At 67.4% G+C, this 24,865-nt stretch carries 24 protein-coding genes; 13 read left to right on the top strand and 11 right to left on the bottom strand.

Features of this window, described 5'->3' with window-relative positions; genetic code table 11:
- Positions 1-14: 14 nt before the first annotated feature.
- Positions 15-581 (bottom strand): ActR/PrrA/RegA family redox response regulator transcription factor, encoded by a 567-nt coding sequence (locus CE453_RS27305; protein WP_089177457.1) that lies wholly within the window; start codon positions 579-581, stop codon positions 15-17.
- A gap of 87 nt (positions 582-668) precedes the next feature.
- On the bottom strand, positions 669-2,018 hold the full coding sequence (locus CE453_RS27300; RefSeq protein WP_089177456.1) for an ActS/PrrB/RegB family redox-sensitive histidine kinase: 1,350 nt from the start codon (positions 2,016-2,018) through the stop codon (positions 669-671).
- 215 nt (positions 2,019-2,233) lie between these two features.
- Between CE453_RS27300 and CE453_RS27295 the strand changes: the two genes are divergently transcribed.
- The 6 genes from CE453_RS27295 to CE453_RS27270 all read left to right on the top strand — a co-directional run bounded on the left by CE453_RS27295 (position 2,234) and on the right by CE453_RS27270 (position 9,099).
- Positions 2,234-3,535, top strand: coding sequence for a polyhydroxyalkanoate depolymerase (locus tag CE453_RS27295; protein ID WP_089178177.1), 1,302 nt, complete (start codon positions 2,234-2,236; stop codon positions 3,533-3,535).
- A 65-nt stretch (positions 3,536-3,600) separates the two neighbouring features.
- Positions 3,601-4,341: a M48 family metallopeptidase gene (locus CE453_RS27290; RefSeq protein ID WP_089177455.1), complete on the top strand. Its 741-nt coding sequence runs from the start codon at positions 3,601-3,603 to the stop codon at positions 4,339-4,341.
- A gap of 104 nt (positions 4,342-4,445) precedes the next feature.
- On the top strand, positions 4,446-4,661 hold the full coding sequence (locus CE453_RS27285; RefSeq protein WP_089177454.1) for a DUF4102 domain-containing protein: 216 nt from the start codon (positions 4,446-4,448) through the stop codon (positions 4,659-4,661).
- Positions 4,662-4,778: 117 nt separating this feature from the next.
- A complete protein-coding gene (locus CE453_RS27280) occupies positions 4,779-5,936 on the top strand; it encodes an amidohydrolase (protein ID WP_089177453.1) in 1,158 nt (385 codons plus the stop codon).
- A 7-nt stretch (positions 5,937-5,943) separates the two neighbouring features.
- The gene (locus CE453_RS27275; RefSeq protein ID WP_198302224.1) at positions 5,944-7,455 is read left to right on the top strand and encodes a serine hydrolase domain-containing protein; all 1,512 of its coding nucleotides are present in this window, start codon (positions 5,944-5,946) and stop codon (positions 7,453-7,455) included.
- A gap of 54 nt (positions 7,456-7,509) precedes the next feature.
- Positions 7,510-9,099, top strand: coding sequence for an ABC transporter substrate-binding protein (locus tag CE453_RS27270; protein WP_089177452.1), 1,590 nt, complete (start codon positions 7,510-7,512; stop codon positions 9,097-9,099).
- Positions 9,100-9,108: 9 nt separating this feature from the next.
- Here CE453_RS27270 and CE453_RS27265 read toward each other — a convergent pair whose 3' ends face one another.
- Positions 9,109-10,011 carry an aldose 1-epimerase family protein gene (locus CE453_RS27265; protein ID WP_089177451.1) on the bottom strand — a complete coding sequence of 301 codons (903 nt, stop codon included), beginning with the start codon at positions 10,009-10,011 and terminating at the stop codon, positions 9,109-9,111.
- Between the two features lie 148 nt (positions 10,012-10,159).
- On the opposite strand from CE453_RS27265, the gene CE453_RS27260 reads away from it, so the two are divergent.
- The 5 genes from CE453_RS27260 to dapD all read left to right on the top strand — a co-directional run bounded on the left by CE453_RS27260 (position 10,160) and on the right by dapD (position 14,103).
- Positions 10,160-11,155, top strand: a complete 996-nt coding sequence (locus tag CE453_RS27260; RefSeq protein WP_089177450.1) for a TRAP transporter substrate-binding protein — start codon at positions 10,160-10,162, stop codon at positions 11,153-11,155.
- A gap of 12 nt (positions 11,156-11,167) precedes the next feature.
- Positions 11,168-11,950 (top strand): VOC family protein, encoded by a 783-nt coding sequence (locus CE453_RS27255; protein WP_089177449.1) that lies wholly within the window; start codon positions 11,168-11,170, stop codon positions 11,948-11,950.
- A gap of 139 nt (positions 11,951-12,089) precedes the next feature.
- Complete coding sequence (locus CE453_RS27250; protein WP_089177448.1) at positions 12,090-12,386, top strand: hypothetical protein; 297 nt, start codon at positions 12,090-12,092, stop codon at positions 12,384-12,386.
- A gap of 54 nt (positions 12,387-12,440) precedes the next feature.
- Positions 12,441-13,202: a precorrin-6A synthase (deacetylating) gene (gene cobF / locus CE453_RS27245; protein ID WP_089177447.1), complete on the top strand. Its 762-nt coding sequence runs from the start codon at positions 12,441-12,443 to the stop codon at positions 13,200-13,202.
- A 58-nt stretch (positions 13,203-13,260) separates the two neighbouring features.
- On the top strand, positions 13,261-14,103 hold the full coding sequence (dapD, locus tag CE453_RS27240) for a 2,3,4,5-tetrahydropyridine-2,6-dicarboxylate N-succinyltransferase (RefSeq protein ID WP_089177446.1): 843 nt from the start codon (positions 13,261-13,263) through the stop codon (positions 14,101-14,103).
- Positions 14,104-14,193: 90 nt separating this feature from the next.
- On the opposite strand, the gene CE453_RS27235 is transcribed toward dapD, so the two are convergent.
- The 3 genes from CE453_RS27235 to CE453_RS27225 all read right to left on the bottom strand — a co-directional run bounded on the left by CE453_RS27235 (position 14,194) and on the right by CE453_RS27225 (position 16,943).
- Entirely contained in the window at positions 14,194-14,748 is a 555-nt protein-coding gene (locus tag CE453_RS27235; protein WP_089177445.1) for a DUF1269 domain-containing protein, read from the bottom strand.
- Positions 14,749-14,835: 87 nt separating this feature from the next.
- Positions 14,836-16,329: an MDR family MFS transporter gene (locus CE453_RS27230; RefSeq protein ID WP_089177444.1), complete on the bottom strand. Its 1,494-nt coding sequence runs from the start codon at positions 16,327-16,329 to the stop codon at positions 14,836-14,838.
- Between the two features lie 209 nt (positions 16,330-16,538).
- Positions 16,539-16,943: a VOC family protein gene (locus CE453_RS27225; protein WP_089177443.1), complete on the bottom strand. Its 405-nt coding sequence runs from the start codon at positions 16,941-16,943 to the stop codon at positions 16,539-16,541.
- A 303-nt stretch (positions 16,944-17,246) separates the two neighbouring features.
- Between CE453_RS27225 and CE453_RS27220 the strand changes: the two genes are divergently transcribed.
- Entirely contained in the window at positions 17,247-17,777 is a 531-nt protein-coding gene (locus tag CE453_RS27220; RefSeq protein ID WP_089177442.1) for an isochorismatase family protein, read from the top strand.
- A gap of 14 nt (positions 17,778-17,791) precedes the next feature.
- On the opposite strand, the gene CE453_RS27215 is transcribed toward CE453_RS27220, so the two are convergent.
- The 5 genes from CE453_RS27215 to CE453_RS27195 all read right to left on the bottom strand — a co-directional run bounded on the left by CE453_RS27215 (position 17,792) and on the right by CE453_RS27195 (position 22,648).
- A complete protein-coding gene (locus tag CE453_RS27215; protein WP_089177441.1) occupies positions 17,792-18,781 on the bottom strand; it encodes a branched-chain amino acid ABC transporter permease in 990 nt (329 codons plus the stop codon).
- Between the two features lie 19 nt (positions 18,782-18,800).
- The gene (locus CE453_RS27210) at positions 18,801-19,688 is read right to left on the bottom strand and encodes a branched-chain amino acid ABC transporter permease (protein WP_089177440.1); all 888 of its coding nucleotides are present in this window, start codon (positions 19,686-19,688) and stop codon (positions 18,801-18,803) included.
- A gap of 192 nt (positions 19,689-19,880) precedes the next feature.
- A complete protein-coding gene (locus tag CE453_RS27205; protein ID WP_089178175.1) occupies positions 19,881-21,083 on the bottom strand; it encodes an ABC transporter substrate-binding protein in 1,203 nt (400 codons plus the stop codon).
- Between the two features lie 64 nt (positions 21,084-21,147).
- Positions 21,148-21,894: an ABC transporter ATP-binding protein gene (locus CE453_RS27200; protein WP_089177439.1), complete on the bottom strand. Its 747-nt coding sequence runs from the start codon at positions 21,892-21,894 to the stop codon at positions 21,148-21,150.
- A complete protein-coding gene (locus CE453_RS27195; RefSeq protein WP_089177438.1) occupies positions 21,881-22,648 on the bottom strand; it encodes an ABC transporter ATP-binding protein in 768 nt (255 codons plus the stop codon). The genes CE453_RS27200 and CE453_RS27195 overlap by 14 nt, the downstream gene beginning before the upstream one ends.
- Positions 22,649-23,047: 399 nt before the next feature.
- Between CE453_RS27195 and CE453_RS27190 the strand changes: the two genes are divergently transcribed.
- Positions 23,048-24,721 (top strand): caspase family protein, encoded by a 1,674-nt coding sequence (locus CE453_RS27190; protein WP_157733229.1) that lies wholly within the window; start codon positions 23,048-23,050, stop codon positions 24,719-24,721.
- The last annotated feature ends 144 nt before the right edge of the window (positions 24,722-24,865 follow it).

Raw genomic sequence — 24,865 nt, 5'->3', positions numbered from 1 at the left:
TCTTGATGACAGGTTCAGCGCGGTGCGCGCTTGGCGAGGATGCGCTGCAACGTGCGCCGGTGCATGCCAAGCCGCCGTGCCGTCTCGGAGACATTGCGGTTACAGAGCTCGTAGACGCGCTGGATATGCTCCCAGCGCACCCGGTCGGCCGACATCGGGTTCTCCGGCGGCGAGGGGCGCGCGTCGCGGGCGGCGGCCAGCGCGGCGTGGATCTCGTCGGCATCGGCCGGCTTGGCGAGGAAATCGAAGGCGCCGAGCTTCACGGCGCTGACGGCGGTCGCGATGTTGCCATAGCCGGTCAGCACGACGCCGCGGGCGTCCGGGCGGCGTTCCTTCAGCTTGGCAATGACGTCGAGCCCGTTGCCGTCGCCGAGCCTAAGGTCGATCACGGCGAAGGCCGGAGCCGCCTCGTCGAGTGCAGCGAGGCCGGCCGCGACGCTGTCGGCGGTGCGCACGCTGTAGCCGCGGCCTTCCATGGCGCGGGCGAGGCGGGTCAGGAACGGCTTGTCGTCATCGACCAGCAGCAGGGACATGTCGTCGCCCGTTCCGGGTCTTTCGGCTGCGCTGTCGGGGGCCTGCATTGTCTTCTCCTTGCCGCTTGTCCATGCGCGCTGCGGTTGCGCGGATTTCGGGATCGATCGTGCCGGCACAGGCCCTTCGACCCGTGCTCAACCCCTCTCATCTAATCCCGATGACAGGTTTTCGGTACCCCCGATGACGGGAAGGTCGGCCTCGAAGACCTCGCGCGGCCAGGTGATCCGGATCGAGGCCCCGCTTTCCGGGGCCGGGCGGTTCGAGAATTCAAGCGAAGCGCCGCCGCGTTCGAGCAACGTCTTGGCGATGAAGAGGCCGAGGCCAAGCCCGCCCCCGGCGCGGTTTTCGCCGGCGCCACGCGAGAGATAGGGCTCGCCCGCCCGCATCAGCACGTCGGGCGGGAAGCCCGGCCCGTCATCGGCGATGGTCAGCGTGACCTGGTCTGCGCTCCAATGCGCCCGGATCGCCACCGTCGAGCGCGCGAAGTCGACGGCGTTGTCGACGATGTTGCCGAGGCCGTAGATCATGCCGGGGTTGCGCCGGCAGATCGGCTCCGGCCTGTCGCCCTGCATGGTGATCTCGAAGGGCACGCCGAAAGGACGCTGCGGGCCGGCCGCTTCCTCGATCAGCAGGCGCAGTGTGAGCTGGTCGAGCGGGCCGGCATCCTCGTCCTGCAGGCTGGAGAGCTTGGCGAGGATGCCGCGGCAGCGCTCGACCTGCTCGCGCAACAGCGCGATGTCCTCGGCCATTTCGCCATCCGGCGGGGCAAGGCGAGTGAGTTCGCGGGCGACGAGCGCGATGGTGCCGAGCGGCGTGCCGAGCTCATGGGCAGCGGCGGCGGCGAGCCCGTCGAGCTGGGAAAGATGCTGCTCGCGCGCCAGGACCAGCTCGGTCGCGGTCAAGGCGTCGGAGAGGTCGCGCGCCTCCTTGGCGACGCGCCAGGCATAGATCCCCGTGAAGGCGAGCCCCAGCACCAGCGCTACCCAGTTCCCGAGCTGGTAGTAGGGCGGCAGGATCGGCCGGTCCGGCCCGGCCCAGGGCAGAGGCATGTGGAAGCGGCTGAGCAGCGTCGCGAGCCCGACGGCGAGCACGCCGAGGACGAGCGTCCGCTGTGGTGGCAGCGCCGTCGCCGAGATCAGCACCGGTGCCAGGAAGAGGATCGCAAAGGGGTTCTGCAGCCCGCCGGTCATGTAGAGCAGTGCCGCGAGCTGGACGATGTCGAAGCCGAGCAGCGCCGTCGCGGGCGCGTCCTTGAGCCGGTGGCTGAGCGGAAAGCGCACACGGAGCGCGATGTTGAGCCAGGCCGAGACCGCGATCACGCCGAAGCACCAGCCGAAGGGCAGGGGAAAGCCGAGGCCGAAATGGACGCCCGCGACCGCGACGCTCTGCCCGGCGATGGCGAGCCAGCGCAGGCGCACCAGCGTATCGAGACGGAGATACCGGCTGGAGCGCGTCAGGGCCGGCGCCGTCAGGTCGGATACCATCACCGCTTCCGGCCCCCCGCGATTGCTGCCCTTCCGGTCTCGCTGCCGGTGTTTCGGGCGAGGTTTTTGTCGTCGGCCATCCACATGTCTAGAGAATCTTAGCCTTTAGCCGGGTTGAATGAGAACAAAATCAACTTAAGGTGCGTTGTTCGCTGCGACGCACCACCGCATGCTGCGTCGCCAAAGGACACTGAGATCGCATGTACGGGGCCGCCATGTCGTTTGCCTACCATGCCTATGAAGCGGTTCACATGATGGTGAGCCCGATGCGCGGCGTTTCCGACGCCGTCCAGCTGGCATTCAAGAATCCGGCGAATCCGCTGACCTACACGCCGCTCGGTCGCACCGTCGCGGCCTCCTGCGAATTGTTCGAGCGGGTCACGCGCCGTTATGGCAAGCCGGCCTTCGGCCTGAACGAGACTACGGTCAACGGCGTCAAGGTTCCGGTCGAGGAGCGCGTGGTCTGGGAACGGCCCTTCTGCCGGCTCGTCTATTTCGACCGCAAGATTCCAGGCCGGCGCAAGCCGCAGCCGAAGGTACTGCTCGTCGCGCCGATGTCCGGCCACTATGCCACGCTGCTGCGTGGCACGGTCGAAGCCTTCCTGCCGGGCCATGAGGTCTACATCACCGACTGGGTCGATGCGCGCCTGGTGCCGCTCTCGGAAGGCCGTTTCGATCTCGACGACTACATCGATTACGTCATCGACATGCTGCACACGCTCGGCCCTGACACCCATGTCATGGCGGTGTGCCAGCCGGCGGTGCCCGTCATGGCCGCGATCGCGCGGATGGAGGCGGAGGGCGACGACGCTGCGCCGCGTTCCATGACCCTGATGGGCGGGCCGATCGACACCCGCCGCTCGCCGACCGCCGTCAACCAGCTCGCCATGGAGCGCGGCACCGACTGGTTCCGGCGCAACTGCATCACCGTCGTGCCTTTCCCGCACATGGGTGCGTTCCGGCAGGTCTATCCGGGCTTCATGCAGCTGTCCGGCTTCATGGCCATGAACATCGATCGCCACGTCACCGCCCATTACGAGATGTTCAAGCACCTTGTTTCCGGCGACGGCGATTCGGCCGAGAAGCACCGCGACTTCTACGACGAGTATCTCGCGGTCATGGACATGACGGCGGAATTCTACCTGCAGACGATCGATACCGTCTTCGTGAAGCACGCCCTGCCAAAGGGCGAGATGATGCATCGCGACAAGCCCGTCGATTTGAAGGCGATCCGCCGCGTCGCGCTGATGACGGTCGAAGGCGAGCTCGACGACATCTCCGGCGTCGGCCAGACCAAGGCGGCGCATGATCTCTGCGTCAACATCCCGGCCGACAAGCGCGTTCACTATCTCCAGCCGAAGGTCGGCCATTACGGCGTCTTCAACGGCTCGCGCTTCCGTGCCGAGATCCAGCCGCGCATCTCCGACTTCATGGTCAGCCTCGACATGGAGGCTGCCAAGGGCCGCCGTGGCGAGAGCGCTCAGGAGCAGCGCAAGGCTCTGAAGGTCGTCGGCTGAGAGACCGTGAAGCGGCGGCGGAGCCTCTTCCCCGCCGCCCGCGAATCCCGCACAATCGCGCCAGCATGCGCATCTCCCTGTTCAAGCGCCAGCCGGACCCCGACCGCCTCGACGTGGTCCATGCCGGCCAGCGCTATCCCGTCCTGGTGAAGCGCCGCGCCAATGCGCGAAGGATGACGCTGCGCGTCTCGCAGGCCACCGGCGAGATCACGCTGACCTTGCCGGAGCGGGTCGATTTCGCTGCCGGCCGGACCTTCGCCGAGAATCATGGCGGCTGGATTGCGGCGCGACTCGCCAGGCGCCCGCTCGCTGTTCCGTTCGAGCCGGGACAAACGATTCCCTTGCGCGGCCTGCCGCACCGCATCGTCCACTGGTCGAAGGCGCGCGGCCTGACACAGGCCACGGCGGACAAGGATGGCGCCCCGATCATCGCCGTGGCGGGCGAGGCAGCCCATGTCCCGCGGCGAGTGAAGGACTTCCTGAGAAGGCTCGCGCTCGAGGACCTGGAGAAGGCGGTCCGACGCCACACCGCGAATCTCGGCATCCCCGCCCGCAAGATCACGATCCGCGATACGACGAGCCGCTGGGGCTCCTGCTCCTCGCAGGGGCATCTCAACTTCTCCTGGCGGCTGATTCTCGCTCCGGCCTTTGTGCTCGACTATCTCGCCGCCCACGAGGTCGCTCATCTCAAGGAGATGAACCACTCGCATCGCTTCTGGGCGCTGACCCACAAGCTCTGCCCCCGCACCGAGGAAGCCGAGGTCTGGCTCAAGCGCCACGGGGCGAGTCTGCACGGCTTCGGGTGAGGCGCTATGGGCGGGCGTTTCCAGCCACATTTCCGCCGTTAACCACTTTCTGAAATTTCCGCCCGCACACTGAGGGTCGATTCGCATTCAGTGTGAGTATGCCTATGGGTCAGGTCATCGCGTTCCGTCGTCCGCCACAGCCCGTTCCGGCGGGGCAGCCCGTCCTGGGCCTGATGTCGGCGGTCGATTTCGCCTTGCGCGACCTGGCCGAGATCATGCCTCACATCACCCTCGATTCCGCCCGCGAGCAGGCCGAAGCCTGCCGCGCCATGCTGGCCGAGGCCTTCAACGCCGAGATCGACGCCGAACTCGATCACTGAAACCTCGCTGCATGGCGCCCCGGCCTCTGTGAGGCTTGCGGGCGCCTGAGAATTGTCGAACCTCTCTCCTTTAAAGAACCGGCCTGAATCGGTGGCCGGCCGCGGGAGGTTTTTCGGATGTTCCTGACCAACAGCGATATGGTCGAGCTCGTCGATCTGCGGCATCGGCTGCATCGCCGGCCCGAGATCTCGGGCGAGGAACGCGAGACCGCCGCCACTATCGTCGACTTCCTGCAGCCGACGCAGCCGGACCGCATCGTCACCGGCCTCGGCGGCCACGGCGTCGCGGCGATCTACGAAGGCGCCGAGCCCGGCCCGACAGTGATGGTGCGCGCGGAGCTCGACGCACTGCCGATCGAGGAGCTTTCCACGAGCGGCCATCGCTCCGAGATCCCCGGCAAGGGCCATCTCTGCGGCCATGATGGCCATATGACCATCCTCGCCTCGCTGGCGCGCGGGCTGCATCGCAATCCGCCGAAGCGCGGCCGCGCCGTCCTGTTGTTCCAGCCGGCCGAGGAGACCGGCGCCGGTGCCGCCGCCGTCATCGCCGATCCGAAATTCGCCGAAATCGCACCCGATTACGCCATTTCGCTGCACAACCGCCCCGGCGTGCCGGTCGGCCATGCCCGCATCTCGGAGGGCGCGGCCAATTGCGCCTCGCGCGGCATCAAGATCGTGCTCAACGGCGAGACCTCGCATGCCTCGACGCCCGAGCATGGCCGCTCTCCCGCGCCGGCCATCGCGACGCTGATCCCCGCGCTCACCGCGCTGGGGCCTGGCGGCCCGCTCGACGCGCAATTCCGGCTCGTCACTGTCACCCATGTCGCGATCGGCGAAGAGGCGTTCGGCATCGCGCCGGGCCATGGCGAGCTCTGGGCGACGCTGCGCACCGTCAACGACGCGCAGATGGGCGCGCTCTGCGAGTCGGCGGAAATGCTGGCACGCGAGGCGGCCATTGCGGACCGGCTTTCACTCGAGATCAGCTATCACGACATCTTCCACCATTGCGAGAACGAGCCGGAGGTTGTCGCGATGCTGCGCCGGGCGATGGACGAGGAGAACGTCCCGCATGGCGAGACGCAGCCTTCGCGTGGCTCCGAGGATTTCGGGCTCTTCGGCCGCAAGGCGAAGTCGGCGATGTTCCTGCTCGGCTCCGGCGCTACCGCCCATCTGCACAACCCCGATTACGACTTCCCGGACGATGCCATCGGCACTGGCGCCCGCGTCTTCATGCGGACGCTGCGCAATCTCCTCGGTGAAGCCCGGCCGGCCTGAGGAGCGAATGATGACGGCTCATTGGACCGAAGCTGCCGCGCGCGCGGCAGAGATCGCCGCCGGATGGCAGCGTGAGGCCGGCCCGGGCGGCGCGGTCGTGCTGTTCGACCGGGAGGGCGTGCGCGAAGCCTTCGCCGGCGGCCTCGCCAGCATCCAGCACGACCTGCCCTTCACGCCCCGGACGGCGAACCGCTTCGCCTCGATCAGCAAGCATGTGCTCGCGGTCGCGCTGCTGCGCGAAGCCGTGCCGCTCGATGCCCCGCTCGGCCGCTGGCTGCCCGAGCTGCCGGCGCCGCTGGCCGAGGTCCCGCTCGTTCGTGCGCTCGATATGACCGGCGGCCTGCCGGACATGATGGAGGCCTTCTGGCAGCAGGGCGTGCCCTTCACCGCGACTTTGAGCGCGGACGAGGTCCATGCGCTCGCCTGCCGCTTCCCCGCGCTGAGCGCGCCGCCCGGCACGGAGATGGCCTATTCCAACACCGGCTGGCGCCTCGCCCAGCGCGTGCTCGAAAAGGTCACCGGCAAGCCCTATGGCGAGACCGTCGCGGCGCTGTCCGGCGAGCTCGATCTCGCCTTCCGCCTGCCCTATGACGGCGCCGAGATCGTGCCCGGCCTCGCCACCGGCTATTGGCGCGACGGCGACAACTGGCGCCGCGGTCATTACGGCTTCCATTTCTCGGCCTCTGGCGGCATTGCCGGCTCGGCCGCCGATCTCGCGGGCTGGTTCTCAGGCCTGCTGGCCGGGCGCGGACCGCTCGCCGGCATGCTGGAGCGGCTGACCGAGCCGCGCCATTTCGCCGATGGCAGCGAGAGCGTCTACCGGCTCGGGCTGGTCTGCAGTCGTCTCGGCCGCTTCGATGTCGTCGGCCATGGCGGCTCGCTGACCGGCTATCGCAATCACGTCCTCACAGCGCCCGAGCTCGGTGTCGGCGTCGTCGTCCTGACCAACCGCGAGGAAGAGGCGCTCTGGCCGGCACTGACGGTGCTCGCCGCCCTGCTGGGCGAGAAGCTGCCAGTTGCGGCGGAGGCGCCGACGGGGCTGTTCGCCAGCGAGGAAGGACCGTTCTGGGCGGAACTCGCCTCCGATTCGATCAGCTTCATGGGCGGCTATGAACGGCTTGTCTCCGATGGTGAAGACGGCCTGCGCAGCCTGCCGGCCTATCTCGACATCCGCCTGCGGCGCGATGGGGCGGACCGCCTGACCGGACCGATCGGCGGCGTCCAGCGCTCTCTGCGGCGCGTGCCGGCCGACACTCCTCTCGATGCCCGCCTGGTTGGCTGCTGGCGCGATCCGCATTTCGGCACCGAGATCGCGATCCGGCCGGACGGCACGGCACTCTGGCCATGGCCTCTGGACGGCGCGGTGACACGTCTGACCCCGTTGCCGAACGGCCGGGCGGTGGCCGACCTGATGCACGGCCCCTGGCGGGCCCGGCCCTGCCTCTGGCTCGACGGTGCTGGTCGCTTGCGCGTCGCCGGCCACCGGGCAAGGATCTTGCAAATGGATCGTATCGGCTAGCCGGGGCTCCTGAGAGGGAAGCGCCGGCCCGACAAAGACTGGAGGAGGTTTCCCATGCGTCTATCCCGCCTTGCCGCGGCACTCGCCCTGACGGCGGCCACCCTGCTGCCGCTCGCCGCCCGAGCGCAGGCGCAGCCGGCGCCGAACCGCGTGCTGCGCGTCGCGCCGCATGCCGACCTCAAGACGCTCGATCCGGTTGCCGCCTCCATCGTCATCACCCGCATGCACGGGCTGATGATCTACGAGACGCTTTTCGCCTGGGATTCGAACCTCCAGCCCAAGCCGCAGATGGTCGAGAGCTTCGAGACCTCGCCTGACAAGCTGACCTGGACCTTCACCCTGCGTCCCGGCCTCAAATTCCATGATGGCCAGCCGGTGACGACGAAGGACGTCATCGCCTCGCTCGAGCGCTGGATGAAGCGCGACACCATCGGCGGCAAGCTCTCCGAGTACACGGAGGGCATGGAGGCGATCGACGCCAAGACCTTCAAGCTCAAGCTGAAGCGCCCGCTGGCGCTGGTGCCCTTCGCGCTTGGTTCCGCCGTCGGCCAGATTCCGGTGATCATGCGCGAGTCGGATGCCAAGAGCGATCCGATGAAGCCGATCACCGAGACGATCGGCTCCGGTCCGTTCAAGTTCAACCGCGAGGAATGGCGCAGTGGCTCGAAGGTCGTCTACGACCGCAATCCCGACTATGTGCCGCGCTCCGAACCGGCCGACGGGCTCGCCGGCGGGCGCGTCGTCAAGGTCGACCGCGTCGAATGGCTGATCATGCCCGATGCCGCGACCGCCGCGGCCGCGCTCCAGACCGGCGAGATCGACATCTGGGAGCAGCCGAGCCAGGACCTGATCCCGACCATCACGACGAATCGCGACATCAAGGTCGAGCGCTATTCCAACCTCGCCAATCAGGTGATGCTGCGCCCGAACCACCTTTACCCGCCCTTCGACAATCCGAAGGCCAGGCTCGCCCTCGCCTACGCCACCGACCAGGCCGATTTCCTCGCCGCCGGCTTCGGCGACGAGGAATGGTGGAAGCGCTGCAACGCCTATTTCGTCTGCGGCAGCCCGAACGGCACCGAGATCGGCACGGAAGGCTACGCCAAGCCGGATCTGGAAAAGGCCCGCCAGCTCCTGAAGGAGAGCGGCTACAAGGGCGAGAAGCTCGTGCTCTCGACCAGCAACGATATCGCACCGATCGGCCGCATGGCCGAGGTCGCGGCCGATTCGCTGAGGAAGGTCGGCTTCAATGTCGACGTGCAATTTGCCGACTGGGGCGCCGTCACCACGCGCCAGCAGAACAAGAGCCCGCCGGACCAGGGCGGCTGGAACCTCTTCGTCACCTATGCCTCGGGCGCGACCATGCAGTCGCCGCTCACCAATATCGGCACCAACATGGCTTGCGAGCGCGCCTGGGCCGGCTGGCCTTGCGATGCCGAGGCCGAGAAGCTGCGCGGCGCCTTCGTCGATGCGCCGGACGATGCCAGCCGCAAGATCGCGCTGGAGGCGCTGCACAAGCGGCTGGCCGAGGTGCAGCCCTATCGCGTGCTCGGCCAGTTCGACCAGCCCTATGCTCGCCGCAGCAATGTCTCGGGCGTGCTGGCGGCGCCGGTCATGCTGTTCTGGAACGTCGAGAAGAAGTGAGGCGCCCGTTCAGGCCGGCGCTGCCATTGGGACGAAATGCGGTGTGGCGCGCCAGACGAAATCGCGGCTCGCGCCGGGCGCGAGCTTGAGCACGCCCGGCTTCTCCGCGAACTCGCCTTGCCAGCCCACCGGGCTCGCCATGCTGAACCAGGGCTCGATGCAGAGGAAGGGCGCGCCCGTCGGCTTCGACCAGATGCCGAGGTCCTTGTAGCCCTCCCAGCTCACGGTCATGGCCCGGACTTCGCGCCCGGCTTCGTCGAGCGCTGCAAAGCGCACGGCCTCGTTGGCGACGTTCGGAATGACGATCGCGTCGTTGGCGAAGAGGCCTTCGTTGAGGTCGAGCTCGCTCCCCGCGAAAGGCAGCGGGATGGCCGGGCTGAGCAACCCGCCGTCGACGCCGAGGCCCGGCCCTGGCTCGGGCTGCGGGAAGGTGAGCCTATGCCGTTCCTTCGGAACGCCCGGCGCCAGCGGCCAAAGAAAGGCCGGATGGGCGCCGACCCCGCAGATCAACGTTCTGTCGCCCGGATTCGTGACGCGCGTCGTCACCGAAAGCACGCCATCGGCGAGTTCGTAGATCATCTGCAGCGCGAAGCGGAACGGATAGATCGCCAGCGTCGCCTCGCTCTCGCGCAGTTCCAGAACCGCCCGGCTCGGGCCGCGCTCGACCCAGGAGAATAGGCTGTCGCGGGCAAAGCCGTGCTGGGTCAGTCGGTAGGAACGCCCTTCATGCAGGAGGGTATCGTCGGCAACCCGCCCGACGATGGGGAAGAGCACCGGCGCATGGCGCGGCCATTCCGGCCCGCCATGCCAGAGCAGTGGGCCGTCCGCATCCGAGAAGGCAATGATCTCTCCGCCCTGCGTCTGGATCGTGGCACGCAGCCGGCCGGAGGAAATCTCGTGGGTTTCGGTCATCGCGTCTCTCCGTGGTGCATCCGTCGATACGGCAATCGCCCTTCGCTGTGAATCGGCATTGCGCATCGGCGCCCTGCGAGGCCCGGCCTTGTCCGCAGCACGCTTGCGGGAGGGGGGCCTTTCGGGCGATCTGGCGACAGGAGGATCGATGAAGCCGCTCGCTATCCCAACACGCCGCGCCGTCGCCGCCGCGCTGGTTGCCGCACCGGCCTTGTTGCACGGCAGGGCGCTGGCAGCCGGCAGACCGGTCACGGTCGCCTCGCTGCTCGGCGAGGACAAGCCGGAGACGAAAATCTGGCGACGTATCGCCGAGATCCTGGCCCGGACGGCGCCCGGCCGCTTCGATCTGCGCATCGTGCCCAATGCGGCGTTGGGTGGCGAGAAGGAGGTGGCGGAAGGCCTGCGGCTCGGCTCGATCCAGGCCTCGCTCTCGACGACCTCGGCGCTCTCGGGCTGGGTGCCACAAGGCCAGATCCTCGACCTGCCCTTTCTCTTCCGCGATCGCGATCATTTGAGGCGGGTGCTCGCGGGCCCGCTCGGGACGGAGTTGAAGACGCAATACGAGGCGCAGGGCTTCGTCGTGCTCGGCTTCATCAATTACGGCGCCCGCCATCTCCTCGCCAAGGAGCCGCTGACCACCCCGGCTTCGGTCAAGGGCAAGCGCATCCGCGTCATCCAGAGCCCGCTCCATACCGCGCTCTGGTCGGGGCTCGGTGCCTATCCCACGCCGATTCCGATCCCCGAGGCTTATAACGCGCTGAAGACGGGAGTGGTCGACTGCATGGACCTGACCAAATCCGCCTATGTCGGCTTCCGCCTGCACGAGGTCGTGCCCTGCCTGATCGAGACCGGGCATATCTGGGCGAGCGGCGTCGTCATGGTCGCGGCTCCGTTCTGGAAGGGGCTCACCCCGCAGGATCGCGAGGCGCTCGCCGCGGCCGCGGCCGAGGGCGTGACCTATTTCGACGAGCTGATGCGGGCCGACGAGGACGCCTCGATGGCGAAGGCGCTGGCCGAGGGCGGCAAGGTCTTCCAGCCCGAGGATCGCCCCGGCTGGCAGGCGGGCGCCCGCAAGGTCTGGGCGGCGTTCGCCCCGGAGCTCGGCGGCATCGACCGGATCGAGATGATCGCGAACAGCGCCTGAACGGGAGCGGCCATGCCTTTCACCATCGACCATATCGTCATCGCGGTCGCCGATCTCGACCGGGCGACGCGGGACTACGAGGTGCTCGGCTTCACAGTGCTGCCCGGTGGCGAGCATCCGCGCGGCTCGCGCAATGCGCTCGTCGTGCTGGCCGATGGCGCCTATCTCGAGATCATCGCCTTCCCGAAGCCGGTTCCTGGCTTTCGCTGGTGGGAGGTGTTCGCGGCGGCCGGTCCCGGCTTCGTCGACTATGCCCTCCTGCCGGATGATTTCGAGGTCGACATCGCGCGCCAGCGCGCCGCGGGTGTCGCGTTGGACGGCCCCATCGACGGCAGCCGCCTCCAGCCCGACGGCAGCCGCATCGCCTGGCGTTCGGCGCGGCCGATCGAGCCGGATATCCCCTTCCTGGTCGAAGACACCACCCCGCGTCATCTGCGCGTGCCGGAAGGTGCGCCGCGCATCCATGCCAATGGCGTTACCGGCGTCGCCGCCGTGACCGTCGCGGTGCGCGACCTTGCCGCCTCGACCGCGCGCTATCGGGCCTTGCTGAAGCAGGAACCCGTCGCAGTCGGCACGGTGCCTGGCCTCGGCTTTGGTCTCGCGCAGTTCCGCCTCGGCGAACAGCTCCTGTCGATCGTCGCGCCGCGCGGCGATGGGGCGGCCCCCGCGAGCCATCTCGCTGCGCGCGGTCAGGGCATCTGCGCTCTGTCCTTCTTCGGGCCGGCGAATACAGCGCTCGACCTCGGCCTGAGCCATGGTGCGCCGCTCGAGATCGTGCAGCGCCCGCGGTCATGATCTGGTCACGCGCATCGGCGAGAAGGGTACGTTTACATGCGAATCGTTCTATTTATTCAATAATAGCAATGGCTTGCATCGGTGATTCAGTGCGCCTATCTCTCGTTGAGCTGGAGAATCAACGCAGGAGGGTGCCGGCATGGGTGGCGTCACCGAAGCTGATGTCGCGGCTGTGATTGGCCGCATCGACGAGATCATCATCCAGGAAGTCGTGCGCACGCAGGCAAGCCCAGCCGAATTGCGCCAAGCCGTCCAGCTCGCGCGGGACTCTGTCGACATCGCAGCGTCCGATGCGCTGTCCCCGCGCATGCAGCGCCTCGTCGATCTCGTCGCTGTGGCCCTGCCCGACCGGGCCAAATCCCGTCACGGCACTCCCCTGGCGGTCGACCTGCCCCGGTTCTGGCCGCTTCCCGTCCCGAAGCGCCTCAACGGCTGACCTCGCTTCCGGGAGCGGCGCCGTGCTAAGGCGCTGCCGACGCGGACGAGGCCCATGCGAAACATCCTGATCATCGGCATCGGCGCCGGCAATCCCGACCACATGACGGTCGAGGCGATCGCGGCACTCAACCGTGCCGACGTGCTGTTCATCCCCGACAAGGGCGAGGAAAAGGCGGCGCTGCGCCATCTGCGCGAGACCATCTGTGCGCGTTTCATCCGCGCGCCGGGCTACCGGACGGTTCCCGTCGCCATCCCGTGCCGGGCCGAGGCCGGCAATGATTATCAGGGCGTCGTCGACGACTGGCATGCGCGCATCTCGGAGAGCTATCGGGCCCTGTTCGAGACCGAGCTGGCGGAGGGGCAGACCGGCGCACTCCTCGTCTGGGGCGATCCTGCGCTCTATGACAGCACGCTCAGGATCATGGAGCGTGTCGCGGCTTCGGGCCTCGCGCTCGACTGGCAGGTCTATCCCGGCATCAGCAGCGTGCAGGTGCTTGCCGCCCGCCACCGCATTCCGCTCAACGGGATCGGCACCCCCATCCTGTTCACCACGGGCCGGCGGCTGGGGCGGGGCTTTCCGGCCGATCAGGACAGCGTGGTCGTGATGCTCGACGGCGAGCAGGCCTTCGCCAAGGTCGATCCGGCCGGGCTGGAGATCTTCTGGGGCGCCTATCTCGGCATGCCCGACGAGCTCCTGCTTGCCGGCCCGCTGGCGGAGATGGCCCCGCGGATCGCCGAGGTCAGGGCCGAGGCTCGCGCCCGCCATGGCTGGATCATGGACACCTATCTGCTGCGCCGGCGCACGGTGGCTTGACGGCAGCGCCCTCATCCGCCATCGCTCCCGCCGTCTGTCTCGCGCTGGAGCCGTGCCCATGTCCCTCGCCGATCTCGCCGCCACCATCGACGCCGCCTGGGAGAACCGGGCCGAGATCGGCGTCCAGACCAAAGGCGCCGTCCGCGAGGCGGTCGAGCAGGCGATCGAGATGCTCGATTCCGGCGAAGCCCGTGTCGCCGAGAAGCAGGGCGCCGACTGGGTCGTCCATCAGTGGCTGAAGAAGGCGGTGCTGCTCTCCTTCCGCCTGACCGACAACATGATCATCGCCAACGGTCCGGGCGAGGGCGTGTTCTGGGACAAGGTGCCGTCGAAGTTCGAGGGCTGGGGCGAGAACCGCTTCCGCGCCGCCGGCTTCCGCGTCGTGCCGCCAGCCGCTGCGCGCAAGGGCTCCTTCCTGGCCTCGGGCGTGGTGCTGATGCCCTCCTTCGTCAACATCGGCGCCTATGTCGATTCCGGCACCATGGTCGACACCTGGGCGACCGTCGGCTCCTGCGCCCAGATCGGCAAGAACGTCCATCTTTCGGGCGGCGTCGGCATCGGCGGCGTGCTCGAGCCGCTGCAGGCCAATCCCACCATCATCGAGGACAACTGCTTCATCGGCGCCCGCTCGGAGGTGGTCGAGGGCGTGATCGTCGGCGAGGGCTCGGTTCTCTCGATGGGCGTCTTCATCTCGGCCTCGACCAAGATCGTGGACCGCGCCACGGGGCAGGTCCATATCGGCAAGGTGCCGCCCTATTCGGTGGTCGTGCCGGGCTCGCTGCCCGGAAAGCCTTTCCCGGACGGCACGCCCGGCCCTTCGCTCGCCTGCGCCGTCATCGTCAAGACGGTCGACGCGCAGACGCGTTCCAAGACCGGCATCAACGAGCTGCTGCGCGACTGAGAACGCTCATCGTCCTCGGGCCGAGCACGGCTTCGGCCCGAGAAGCCCTCTCCGGGTCAGAGCGCGTCGTCGCTCTGAGGCACTGGGCCTTCAACCCACCGGCGAGGGCGCGCCGGAGCCCTGCGGCGCCGGCGGAGCATCGGCCGCCGGGGCCGCGGCGTGGGCGTCGGCCAGCGCATCGCGCAGCTTCTGCTCCTGGGACTGGTCGAGCGAGGTCTTGAGCACGGTGCCGCCGGTGCCGCGCAGCGCCTCCAGCACCTTGTCGCCCGTCACCTTCTTGACCAGCACGAATAGCGCGGCGTTACCGGGCTGCAGGCTGCCGGCCAGATCCTTCATGAACTTGTCGTCGATGCCGTAATCGGTGAGCGCGCCTCCCAGCGCCCCGGAGGCCGCGCCAAGCGCAGCGCCGAAGATCGGCATCAGGAAGATCGCGCCGATCAGCAGCCCCCAGAACGAGCCCGAGACGGCGCCGAGCGCGGTGGTGTTGAGCAGCTGGTTGAGCTTCACCTTGCCGTCCTGATGCATCACGGCGATCGCGGCATCGCCGATCTCGATCAGATATTCCTTCTGGAGGCCGATGAGCTTCTGGCGCATCTCCTCGGCGCGAGCCTCGGTCGGATAGACGATGACGACGAGATCGGACATGGCGGAACTCCTGCTGCGGATGCGGCGAAGCCTGCCCTGGAGAGATGACAGGCCGATGGAAACGCGCACCCGGCTCTGCCGGTTCCGTCACTCCAGGGCGGCGGCCTTCGCAGCCTCGGCGGCACCACCGCGCAGCGGCAACTCCTTCATCAGCCCGAGCGAGAGCAGCGCCAGGGCGAAGCCGAAGGCGGCCGAGCCGAACACGTAGCGGAACAGCGACACCATCGTCTCGCGGTCGACCGTGCCGAGTTTCAGTGCCTCGGGCGAGAGATGGGCCGTCTCGCCGCCGACGCCGCCGAGCACGATCGCACCGAAGACGGCGACGATCAGCGCGCCGCCGATCTGCCGGAAGAAATTGGCCACCGCCGTCGCGGTGCCGAGCTGGTGCGGGCGCACGGCGTTCTGGATCGAGACCGTGGCGACCGGCAGCAGCGTGCCGAGCCCCATGCTGACGATGGCGAGAAGGACGCAGAAGGGCGCGAGCGGGATCCGCCCGGAGAACATGGCCAGGATGGTGGTGCCGGCGCAGGCGACCGTCAGCCCGACCATGGGGACACGCTTGTAGTGCTTGAGCTTCGTCATCGCTCGCCCGGAGCTCGTGGCGCCGATCACCGTGCCACAGGTCAGCGGCAGCAGGCCGAGGCCGGAATGGGTTGCGCTCAGCCCCATCACGGTTTCGAAATAGAGCGGCAGATAGATGGTCAGGCCGATGAAGGCGCCCATGGCGAGACCGGCGGCGACCGTCCCGAAGCGGACCACCTGGTTGTTCATCACGTCGAGCGGGATCAGCGGCTCGGTCGCGGTGCGCTGGCGCCAGGCGAAAAGCGACCACAGCACCAGCGTCGCGCAGACCAGCCCCAGAATCGGCAGCGAGCCCCAGGGATAGGCCGTGCCACCCCAGGAGAGCGCGAGCAGCAGCGAGAGCGTTCCCGCCGTCATCAGCACGGCGCCGAGCACGTCGAGCTTGTGCGGCCGCTCATGGCGCGGCAGGCGCTTCAGCGCCGCGCTCGACATCCAGTAGGCGCCGAGTCCGAGCGGCAGGTTGATCCAGAAGATCACCGACCAGTGTAGCTTCTCGGCCAGCAGGCCGCCGAGCACCGGGCCGATCAGCGAGGAAGACAGGAAGACGCTGGCGAAATAGACCTGATAGCGGCCGCGCTCTTTCGGCGGCACCATGTCGGCGACGATGGTCTGCGCCAGCGCGATCAGCCCGCCGCCGCCCAGTCCCTGGACGAAGCGCGCGACGATGAGCAGCCACAGATTCGAGGCCAGTGCGCAGGCGATCGAGCCGATCATGAAGACGATGATGCCGGAGAGCAGCATCACCCGCCGGCCATGGATGTCCGCGAGCTTGCCGTAGAGCGGCGTGACAGCGGTCGAAGCCAGCAGATAGGTCGTCACGATCCAGGGCAGATGAGTGACGTCGCCGAGATCGCGCCCGATCGTCGGCAGGGCGGTGGCCACGATGGTCTGGTCGAGCGCGGCCAGGAACATCGCCACCATCACGCCGATCAGGATCGAGCGGATATCGGCATGCGTCAGCGGCGCGGCATGCGCCTGGGTCTCGACCCGCTTGTCCATGGAGCCTGCAGTCAAACTTGCATCAGGGGAATGGCTGCAGGTTAATTCCGCAGTGCGTCATGCGCTAGGGACGGGACGTGGGGGCCGCCCTGCGGCTATAGCATCGGATCGAAAAGCGGATTCCACTTTTCGGAAGAATCCGATGCGGTACCAACGAGATGCATCATCGCGCGTCTGGTGGACGCGCGATGACATAAGACGGATCGGCCCTAGCCTGCCACCGCCGCCGGGTCCATCCACATCACCTCCCAGACATGCCCATCGAGGTCGCGGAAGCCGTGGCCGTACATGAAACCGTGGTCCTGCGGTGTGTTGTAGGTCGAGCCGCCGGCGGCGAGGGCCGCCTTCACGATCGCGTCAACGGCCTCCCGGCTGTCCCGCGAGAGGCAGGTCAGCACCTCGATGCTTTGCTGGGTGTCGGTGATCGGCTTGGGCGAGAAGCTTGCGAATTTCTCATGGGTCAGCAGCATCGCGAAGATGGTGTCGCTGATCACCATGCAGGCGGCGGTCTCGTCCGTGAACTGCGGGTTGAAGGAAAAGCCGAGCGCTTCGAAGAAGGCCATCGAGGCGGGGAGATTCTTCACGGGCAGGTTGACGAAGATCATCTGGGCCATGGCTTGTCCTTCGGCTGTGGAGTGAGGGGTTTCGTCGGGTGACGAATTGCGGTTCCGGCCGGGTCGGCCGATCGGGCCGCCCGCCGCGGCGCGACGCGGCAGCAGGGAAGCTGCGACGCGGCGCTGCCTATGAAGCCGCCGGGCACAGGCGGGCTGAGTTGTCCGAGTCCCTGCGCAGCGGTCGTCGGTGAATTCATGTTGATATCAACCATTCCTGTCAAGCCGGCCGGAGGCGATGGGTGGCTTGACGCGCGCTGCGCCACGAGGTGGCTATGGCGTGATGCCGCGCAGAGGAGTCGAGCGATGCCGTTGCTGAACGTTCGGGACGCCATGCTGCTGGTCATCGACCTGCAGGCGCGGCTGGTGCCGGCGATCCATGACGGCGGTCGCGTGGTGGCCAATACCGCCCGTTTGCTCGAGGCCGGGCGCCTGCTCGGTGTGCCTGTGGTGGCGACGGAACAGAACCCGGCCAAGCTCGGCACGACCGTTCCGGAACTCGCCGGCATTCCGCCGGCCATCGCCAAGATGAGCTTCGACGCCTGCGCCGAGCCGGCCGTGCTCGAGGCGCTGGGCGGCGACAAGGAGCTGATCCTCTGCGGCTGCGAGGCCCATGTCTGCGTCGGCCAGACGGCCATCACGCTGCTGGAGCATCGCCGCCGGGTGGTGGTGGTTCAGGATGCCGTCGGTTCGCGGGCGCCGGAATCGCATGAGGTCGCCATGCGTCGCCTCGCCGCGCATGGCGCCGAGATCGTCACCACCGAGATGGTGCTATTCGAATGGCTGCGGACGGCCGCGCACCCGCAGTTCAGGGCGATCTCGCAGCTGATCCGCTGACGGCTCGCGCCGGCTCAGAGGGGCTTCTTGATCGCCTTTGCGATGACGCCGACGATGCCCTCGCGGAAGAGCAGGACGCAGGCGACGAAGATGGCGCCCTGGATGACGGTGACCCAGGCGCCCAGCGTCGCGAGGTAGTTCTGCATCGTGATCATCACGATGGCGCCGGCGATCGGCCCGAAGACGGTGCCGAGTCCGCCGACCAGCGTCATCAGCACGACCTCGCCGGACATGGTCCAGTAGACGTCGGTGAGCGAGGCGAGCTGGAAGACGATCGCTTTGGTCGCGCCGGCCAGCCCCGCGAGCGCGGCCGAGAGCACGAAGACCATCAGCTTGTACTGGTTGGCGCGGTAGCCGAGCGAGATGGCGCGGGGCTCGTTGTCACGGATCGCCTTGCAGACCTGCCCGAAGGGCGAGTGGATGATCCGGTAGATCAGCAGCAGCCCGGCCATGAAGATCATAGCGACGAGCCAGTAGAGGGCGCGGTCGTCGGCGAGGCTGACGAGGCCGAAGAGCTTGCCGCGCGGCACCGCCTGGATGCCGTCCTCGCCGCCGGTGAAGCGTGGCGTCTGCAGCGAGAAGAAGAACACCATCTGCGCCAGCGCCAACGTGATCATCGCGAAGTAGATGCCCTGACGGCGGATGGCGAGCGCGCCGAAGACGAGGCCGAGGACGGCGGAGACCGCGGTGCCGAGCAGGATCGCGAGCTCCGGCGTGAGGCCCCAGTTCTTGGCGGTATAGGCGCAGACATAGCTCGCCATGCCGAAATAGGCGGCGTGGCCGAAGGAGAGCAGGCCGCCATAGCCGAGCAGCAGGTTGAAGGCGAGCGCGAACAGCGCGAAGCACAGGACCTTCATCACGAAGACGGGATAGGCGACGAACGGCGCGACGACGAGCGCCGCGGCGATGGCGATCAGGATCGCGCGATGCAGGCGTGCGGTGCCGTCGTCGGTCTCGGCGAGCGCGGCGCCGGCAGCAGCTTCGGAAGTGGCGAGATCGGTCATGTCGTATTCTCTCGCTTGATCAGGCCGGGCGGCCGAACAGGCCGGCGGGCTTCACCAGCAGCACCAGCACCATGATGACGAAGATCACGGTGGAGGAGGCTTCCGGATAGAACACCTTGGTCAGGCCCTCGACCAGCCCGAGCGCGAAGCCGGTGACGATGGCGCCCATGATCGAGCCCATACCGCCGATCACGACGACGGCGAAGACGACGATGATGAGGTCGCCGCCCATATTGGGATTGACCGAATAGACCGGCGCGGCGAGCACCCCGGCGAAGGCGGCGAGCGCCACGCCGAAGCCATAGGTCAGCGTCACCAGGAGCGGCACGTTGATGCCGAAGGCCTGGGTCAGGGTCGGGTTCTCGGTCGCGGCCCGCAGATAGGCGCCGAGCTTCGTCTTCTCGATCAGGAACCATGTCGCCAGGCAGACGACGACCGAGGCGACGATCACCCAGGCCCGGTAGTTCGGCAGGAACATGAAGCCGAGGTTCTGCCCGCCCGCAAGCTGCGGCGGGATGCCGTAGGGCAGACCCGACGAGCCGTACTGGTTGCGGAACAGGCCTTGGATGATCAGCGCCAGGCCGAAGGTCAGGAGCAGCCCGTAGAGATGGTCGAGATGGGCGATGCGCTTCAGCAGGAGCCGCTCGATGACGACGCCGAAGGCGCCCACCACGAGCGGCGCCAGCACCAGTGACGCCCAGTAGTTGATGCCCAGATAGTTTAGCGCCATCCAGGCGACGAAGGCGCCCATCATGTACTGCGCGCCATGGGCGAAATTGATGATGTTGAGCAGCCCGAAGATCACCGCCAGCCCGAGGCTGAGGATGGCGTAGAACGAGCCGTTGATCAGGCCCAGAAGAACCTGGCCGAACAGCGCCTGCGGCGGAATCCCAAGAAGCTCGAACATGCGTGGCTCAGATCGTTGCGAGGAAGGCTGGTCCGGCAGCCGCGGCACGGCCCCGGCACGGATTTCGTGACAGGGCGGTACCGGGAAGTCCGTGACGGCCGGACCTGACCCGACCGTCCGGGAAACCGGAGCTTCCGGTCGATGCCATCCCCGGAGCGGTCCGGTGGATGGCGGTGTCGTAGGCGTCGCGGCTTACTTGACGAGCGAGCAGCCGGTTTCGGCCAGCGGCTGGAAAGCCTGCTCGGCCGGCAACACGGCGATCTGCTTGTAGAGATCCCATTCGCCCTTCGATTCCGAAGGCTTCTTGACCTCGTAGAGATACATGTCGTGCATCTTGCGGCCGTTGGGGCGGATGGTGCCCTTGCCGAAGAGCGGATCGTCCGTCGGCATTTCCTTCATCTTGGCCATGACGGTGGCGGTGTCCTTGCTCTTCGTCGCCTCGACCGCCTTCAGGTAATGCAGGAAGCCGGCATAGACGCCCGCCTGCACCATGGTCGGCATCTTGCCGCCGTTGAGCTTGGCGAAGCGCTGCGACCAGGCCCGGGTCTGGTCGTCGCGGTCCCAGTAGAAGGATTCGGTCAGGACCAGTCCCTGTGCCGCCTGCAGACCGAGCGCGTGGACGTCGCTGACGAAGACGAGCAGGCCCGCGAGCTTCTGCCCGCCGGCGACGATGCCGAACTCGCCCGCCTGCTTGATCGCGTTGGTGGTGTCGCTGCCGGCATTCGCCAGGCCGATGACCTTGGCCTTCGATGACTGCGCCTGCAGCAGGAAGGACGAGAAATCGGTGCCCGGGAACGGCGTCTTCACCGAGCCGAGGACCTTGCCGCCGGCCTTGGTGATGGTCGCGGTCGCGTCACGCTCCAGCGCATGGCCGAAGGCGTAGTCGGCGGTGAGGAAGAACCAGGTGTCACCGCCGGCCTTGACCATGGCGCCGCCGGTGCCCTGCGCCAGCGCATAGGTGTCGTAGGTCCAGTGGATGGTGTTGGCGTTGCAGGCCTTGCCGGTGAGGTCCGAGCTGCCGGCGCCCGAGTTGATGTTGATCTTGTTCTTTTCCTTCGAGATCTGGCTGACCGCCAGCGCGACCGAGGAAGTCGGCACGTCGAGGATCAGGTCGACGCCGTCCTGATCGTACCATTGCCGGGCGATGGTCGAGCCGACATCCGGCTTGTTCTGGTGGTCGGCCGAGACGATCTCGACCTTGATGCCCTTGTCGGCGGCCTTGAAGTCCTCCACTGCCATGCGCGCGGCGATGACGGAGCCTTCGCCGGCGAGGTCGGCGTACAGGCCGGAGCGGTCGTTGAGCACGCCCGCCTTGATCGAGATCTGCTGCGCGAGAGCGGGGCTCGCCAGCAGTGCGGCGAGCGCGCTCGTCGCGAGGATCGTCTTGAGCTTCATCATGGTTCTCCCTCTGAGGATGTCGGCGTTTGCCGTCGTTTTTCTGTTGCGGAGCGTGACGCGGTCACACCCCGAGGTAGCGGTGGAGCTTGTCGATGTTGGCGTCGAGCTCCGGGTTGGGGATCATGTCGATCACCTTGCCCTGCTCGACCACGTAATGCCGGTCCGCGACCGTCTGGGCGAAGCGGAAGTTCTGCTCGACCAGAATGATGGTGAAGCCTTCCCGCTTGAGCTCGGCGATGGTGCGGCCGATCTGCTCGATGATGACCGGGGCGAGCCCTTCCGTGGGCTCGTCGAGCAGGAGCAGATGCGCGCCGGTGCGCAGGATGCGGCCGATCGCCAGCATCTGCTGCTCGCCGCCGGAGAGCTTGGTGCCCTGGCTTCGCAGCCGTTCCTTGATGTTGGGGAAGAGCGTGAAGATGCGCTCCAGCGAAAGCCCGCCGGGACGCACCTGCGGCGGCAGCATCAGGTTTTCCTCGACCGAGAGCGAGGAATAGATGCCGCGCTCCTCCGGCACGAAGCCGATGCCGAGCCGGGCGATGGCGCGCGAGGGCAGGGCGATGGTCTCGGTGCCCTCCATCACGACCGAGCCCTTACGCTTGGCCAGCACGCCCATGATCGACTTCAGCGTCGTGGTCTTGCCGGCGCCGTTGCGCCCGAGCAGCGTCACCACCTCGCCGGGAGCGACGTCGAAATCGATGCCGTGCAGGACGTGGCTCTCGCCATACCAGGCTTCCAGCCCGCGGACCTTCAGCAGTGGTGCGGCCGAGGTCGCGGCTGTCGTTGCCCTGGCCGCTTCAGTGATGGCCATGGCCGCCTCCCGAGCCGATATAGGCCTCGACCACGCGCGGATCCTTCGAGACGGTGGCATAATCACCCTCCGCCAGAACCTGGCCGCGCGCCAGCACGGTGATGCGGTCGCAGAGCGAGGCGACGACCGAGAGGTTGTGCTCGACCATCAGGATGGTGCGCTCGGCCGAGACCTTGCGGATCAGCGCCTCGATGCGCTCGATGTCCTCGCGGCCCATGCCCGCCATCGGCTCGTCGAGCAGCAGCATCTCCGGCTCGAGCGCCAGCGTCGTCGCGATCTCCAGTGCCCGCTTGCGGCCGTAGCTGAGCTCGCCGGCGGTCAGTTCCAGGAACGGCGTCAGCCCGACGGCCTCGACGAGGCGCTTCGCCTCGCCGTCGAGGTTCTTCAGGCTGCGTTCCGAGCGCCAGAAATCGAACGAATCGCCACGTTTGCGCTGCAGCGCGATCCGGACATTGGTCAGCACCGAGAGCTGCGGGAACACCGCCGAGATCTGGAACGAGCGGACGAGGCCGAGCCGTGCGATCTCGGCCGGCTTCTCGCCGGTGATGTCGCGGCCGTTATAGACGATCGTGCCGCGCGTCGGCGGCAGGAACTTCGTCAGCAGATTGAAACAGGTCGTCTTGCCCGCTCCGTTCGGCCCGATCAGCGCATGGATCGACCCGCGCTTCACCTGCAGATCAACGCCATTGACCGCCGTGAACCCAGCGAATTCCTTGGTCAAACCTGAAGTCGACAAAATAATGTCTTCAGGCATGCCGAATACAAGCCTTCATCAGCCCGGTCTTTCTTGATTTATCGCTTCCCCTTGCATGGCATGCTGTACCGCGCTGAGGGCATAAGTCAACGCTTCGCGCCGCAGCGAAGGCCCTCCGGCGCCGATCTTATCCCTTTGTCTTATACCCCTCCTCCTGCGAACGGGGGATGCAGCACCGCCCTGGCCCGCGCAGGCTCGCGTGCTCGTCGGTCGCAGGGCTTCGTTTGAACCTATCGGGGCGGTTCCGCGACAAAAGGGGAGCTGGTTTACCGGTCGAAGCCGTTGCGGTAGAAAAGCGGAGTATCTTCGACCACCGCTATTTTGATGTTTTAACCGTGCTGTCGCGCGAGGGGCCGCCATCGGCCGCGCTGGCGACATGATTGAGCTGGGGAGGTTGTCGTGAGCTTCGCGACTCGGATTTCGGCGTTCCGTTTTCGAATGGCCGCGGTCTTTGCGCTGATCGTCTGCGGCATGGGACTGGCCTCGCTGGCCACGGCCGCTGTTCCCGAGCGCCGTGTCGCGCTCGTCATCGGCAACAGCGCCTATACGGCCGTGCCGCCACTGGCCAACCCGATGCGGGATGCCAAGGGCGTCTCCGCGGCGTTGAAGCGGCTCGGCTTCGAGGTGGTCGAGGGCTACGATCTCAAGATGGACGACATGACCAATGTCGTGCGTCAGTTCGCCCAGAAGCTCGATGGCGCCAAGGCCGGGCTGGTCTACTATGCCGGCCACGGCATTGCGGTCGGCGACGAGAACTATCTCATCCCGGTCGACGCCTCCTTGCGTTCCGAGGCCGATCTCGATTTCCGCGCGGTCAACGTCCAGCTCGTCCTGCGCCAGATGCAGCGCGACGAGCGGGTCAACATCGTCATCCTCGACGCCTGCCGCGACAACCCCTTTGCGGCGCAGCTCGCCGCCAGGTCGCGCGCCGTCACCCGCGGTCTGACGCCGATCGAGACGCAGTCCGCGTCCGGTATCCTGATCGCCTTCGCCACCGATCCGCGTGCCACCGCGCTGGATGGCGAGCGCGACGGCCACAGCCCCTTCACCGATGCGTTGCTGAAGCACATCGAGACGCCCGAGGTCTCGATCACGACCGTGATGGACCGCGTCCGCGCCGATGTCTGGGAAGCGACCGGCAAGAAGCAGAAGCCCTGGACGAATTCCTCGATCATCGGTGAGTTCAAGCTCAACCCGACCCTGAAGCTCGCTTCCGCCGACCCGACCGATGCGTCGGCAGCCGCCGCGAAGGCGATCAATGCGGCCGTTCCGGCGCCGGCCATGCCGGCGGCCCCGGTCTTCGACCGCAGCCAGGTCGATATCAAGACTTGGGAGGCGGCCGAGCGCGGCAACTCCGCAGCCGACTACCGTGCCTATCTCGACGCCTTCCCCTCCGGTCAGTTCGCCACCTTCGCGCGCAACCGTCTGGCGAGCCTGGAAGCGGCCACCCCGCCGGCGAACGCTGCCTCCGCCACGGCGGCTGCCACCCCCGGCGTGACCGACGAGGCGCTCAAGAAGGAAGTCGGCACGGCCCAGACTGAGACGGCGATGAAGCTCGACGCCAAGGGGCGCCGCGAGCTGCAGTCCCGCCTGCGCGCCGCCGGATTCCAGCCCGGCAAGCTCGCCGCGAATTTCGGGCCGAGCCAGCGCAAGGCGATCCAGGAATGGCAGAAGTCGCGCGGCATCCCGGAAACCGGCTTCCTGACCGCCTTGCAGGCGACCGGGCTGCGCGAGCAGAGCGAGCCGGCCTATCAGCGTCTGCTCGCGGACGAGGCCAAGGCCGCTGCCGAGAAGAAGAGCAAGACCGCCGATCGCGGCAAGACCGGGACCGGCAAGGCGACTCGCAGCGTGAACGACGCGGGCGAGGAGATGTATCAGCGCGACCTCGCTCGCGAGCGCGGTGTCGCCTATGAGGGCTCCAGCCCCGCCACGCCGCGGCGCGGCACCACCAGCACCGGCTATCAGGGTCGCGTGCGGACGCCGGGCGACACCGGCTCGGATACGGGCGGTGCGGCTGCCTTCGGCTCGATTATCGGCGGCGCCATCATGGGCGGCATCCTGCGCGGCCGCTGAGGCCGGGCGCGACGCCGATCTCTTTGAAAGCCGGCCCTAGGGCCGGCTTTTCCTTTGGTCGCGGCGGGCTTGGGCAAAAGGTCGCGTCGCGTTTCGCGCAAAACCGGTTTCAACTCCGGTCGATGATGTTCTAGTGCTGGGCAG

The sequence above is a fragment of the Bosea sp. AS-1 genome, from assembly GCF_002220095.1.
In the GTDB taxonomy this organism is placed as follows: Bacteria; Pseudomonadota; Alphaproteobacteria; order Rhizobiales; family Beijerinckiaceae; genus Allobosea.
This window is presented reverse-complemented; position numbering and strand designations above follow the sequence as displayed.

Excerpts from the sequence above, each read along its gene's own strand:
- CE453_RS27305 (WP_089177457.1), bottom strand. The coding sequence starts at position 581 with ATGCAGGCCCCCGACAGCGCAGCCGAAAGACCCGGAACGGGCGACGAC.
- CE453_RS27300 (WP_089177456.1), bottom strand. The coding sequence starts at position 2,018 with ATGGTATCCGACCTGACGGCGCCGGCCCTGACGCGCTCCAGCCGGTAT.
- CE453_RS27295 (WP_089178177.1), top strand. The coding sequence starts at position 2,234 with ATGTCGTTTGCCTACCATGCCTATGAAGCGGTTCACATGATGGTGAGC.
- CE453_RS27290 (WP_089177455.1), top strand. The coding sequence starts at position 3,601 with ATGCGCATCTCCCTGTTCAAGCGCCAGCCGGACCCCGACCGCCTCGAC.
- CE453_RS27285 (WP_089177454.1), top strand. The coding sequence starts at position 4,446 with ATGGGTCAGGTCATCGCGTTCCGTCGTCCGCCACAGCCCGTTCCGGCG.
- CE453_RS27280 (WP_089177453.1), top strand. The coding sequence starts at position 4,779 with ATGTTCCTGACCAACAGCGATATGGTCGAGCTCGTCGATCTGCGGCAT.
- CE453_RS27275 (WP_198302224.1), top strand. The coding sequence starts at position 5,944 with ATGATGACGGCTCATTGGACCGAAGCTGCCGCGCGCGCGGCAGAGATC.
- CE453_RS27270 (WP_089177452.1), top strand. The coding sequence starts at position 7,510 with ATGCGTCTATCCCGCCTTGCCGCGGCACTCGCCCTGACGGCGGCCACC.
- CE453_RS27265 (WP_089177451.1), bottom strand. The coding sequence starts at position 10,011 with ATGACCGAAACCCACGAGATTTCCTCCGGCCGGCTGCGTGCCACGATC.
- CE453_RS27260 (WP_089177450.1), top strand. The coding sequence starts at position 10,160 with ATGAAGCCGCTCGCTATCCCAACACGCCGCGCCGTCGCCGCCGCGCTG.
- CE453_RS27255 (WP_089177449.1), top strand. The coding sequence starts at position 11,168 with ATGCCTTTCACCATCGACCATATCGTCATCGCGGTCGCCGATCTCGAC.
- CE453_RS27250 (WP_089177448.1), top strand. The coding sequence starts at position 12,090 with ATGGGTGGCGTCACCGAAGCTGATGTCGCGGCTGTGATTGGCCGCATC.
- cobF (WP_089177447.1), top strand. The coding sequence starts at position 12,441 with ATGCGAAACATCCTGATCATCGGCATCGGCGCCGGCAATCCCGACCAC.
- dapD (WP_089177446.1), top strand. The coding sequence starts at position 13,261 with ATGTCCCTCGCCGATCTCGCCGCCACCATCGACGCCGCCTGGGAGAAC.
- CE453_RS27235 (WP_089177445.1), bottom strand. The coding sequence starts at position 14,748 with ATGTCCGATCTCGTCGTCATCGTCTATCCGACCGAGGCTCGCGCCGAG.
- CE453_RS27230 (WP_089177444.1), bottom strand. The coding sequence starts at position 16,329 with ATGGACAAGCGGGTCGAGACCCAGGCGCATGCCGCGCCGCTGACGCAT.
- CE453_RS27225 (WP_089177443.1), bottom strand. The coding sequence starts at position 16,943 with ATGGCCCAGATGATCTTCGTCAACCTGCCCGTGAAGAATCTCCCCGCC.
- CE453_RS27220 (WP_089177442.1), top strand. The coding sequence starts at position 17,247 with ATGCCGTTGCTGAACGTTCGGGACGCCATGCTGCTGGTCATCGACCTG.
- CE453_RS27215 (WP_089177441.1), bottom strand. The coding sequence starts at position 18,781 with ATGACCGATCTCGCCACTTCCGAAGCTGCTGCCGGCGCCGCGCTCGCC.
- CE453_RS27210 (WP_089177440.1), bottom strand. The coding sequence starts at position 19,688 with ATGTTCGAGCTTCTTGGGATTCCGCCGCAGGCGCTGTTCGGCCAGGTT.
- CE453_RS27205 (WP_089178175.1), bottom strand. The coding sequence starts at position 21,083 with ATGAAGCTCAAGACGATCCTCGCGACGAGCGCGCTCGCCGCACTGCTG.
- CE453_RS27200 (WP_089177439.1), bottom strand. The coding sequence starts at position 21,894 with ATGGCCATCACTGAAGCGGCCAGGGCAACGACAGCCGCGACCTCGGCC.
- CE453_RS27195 (WP_089177438.1), bottom strand. The coding sequence starts at position 22,648 with ATGCCTGAAGACATTATTTTGTCGACTTCAGGTTTGACCAAGGAATTC.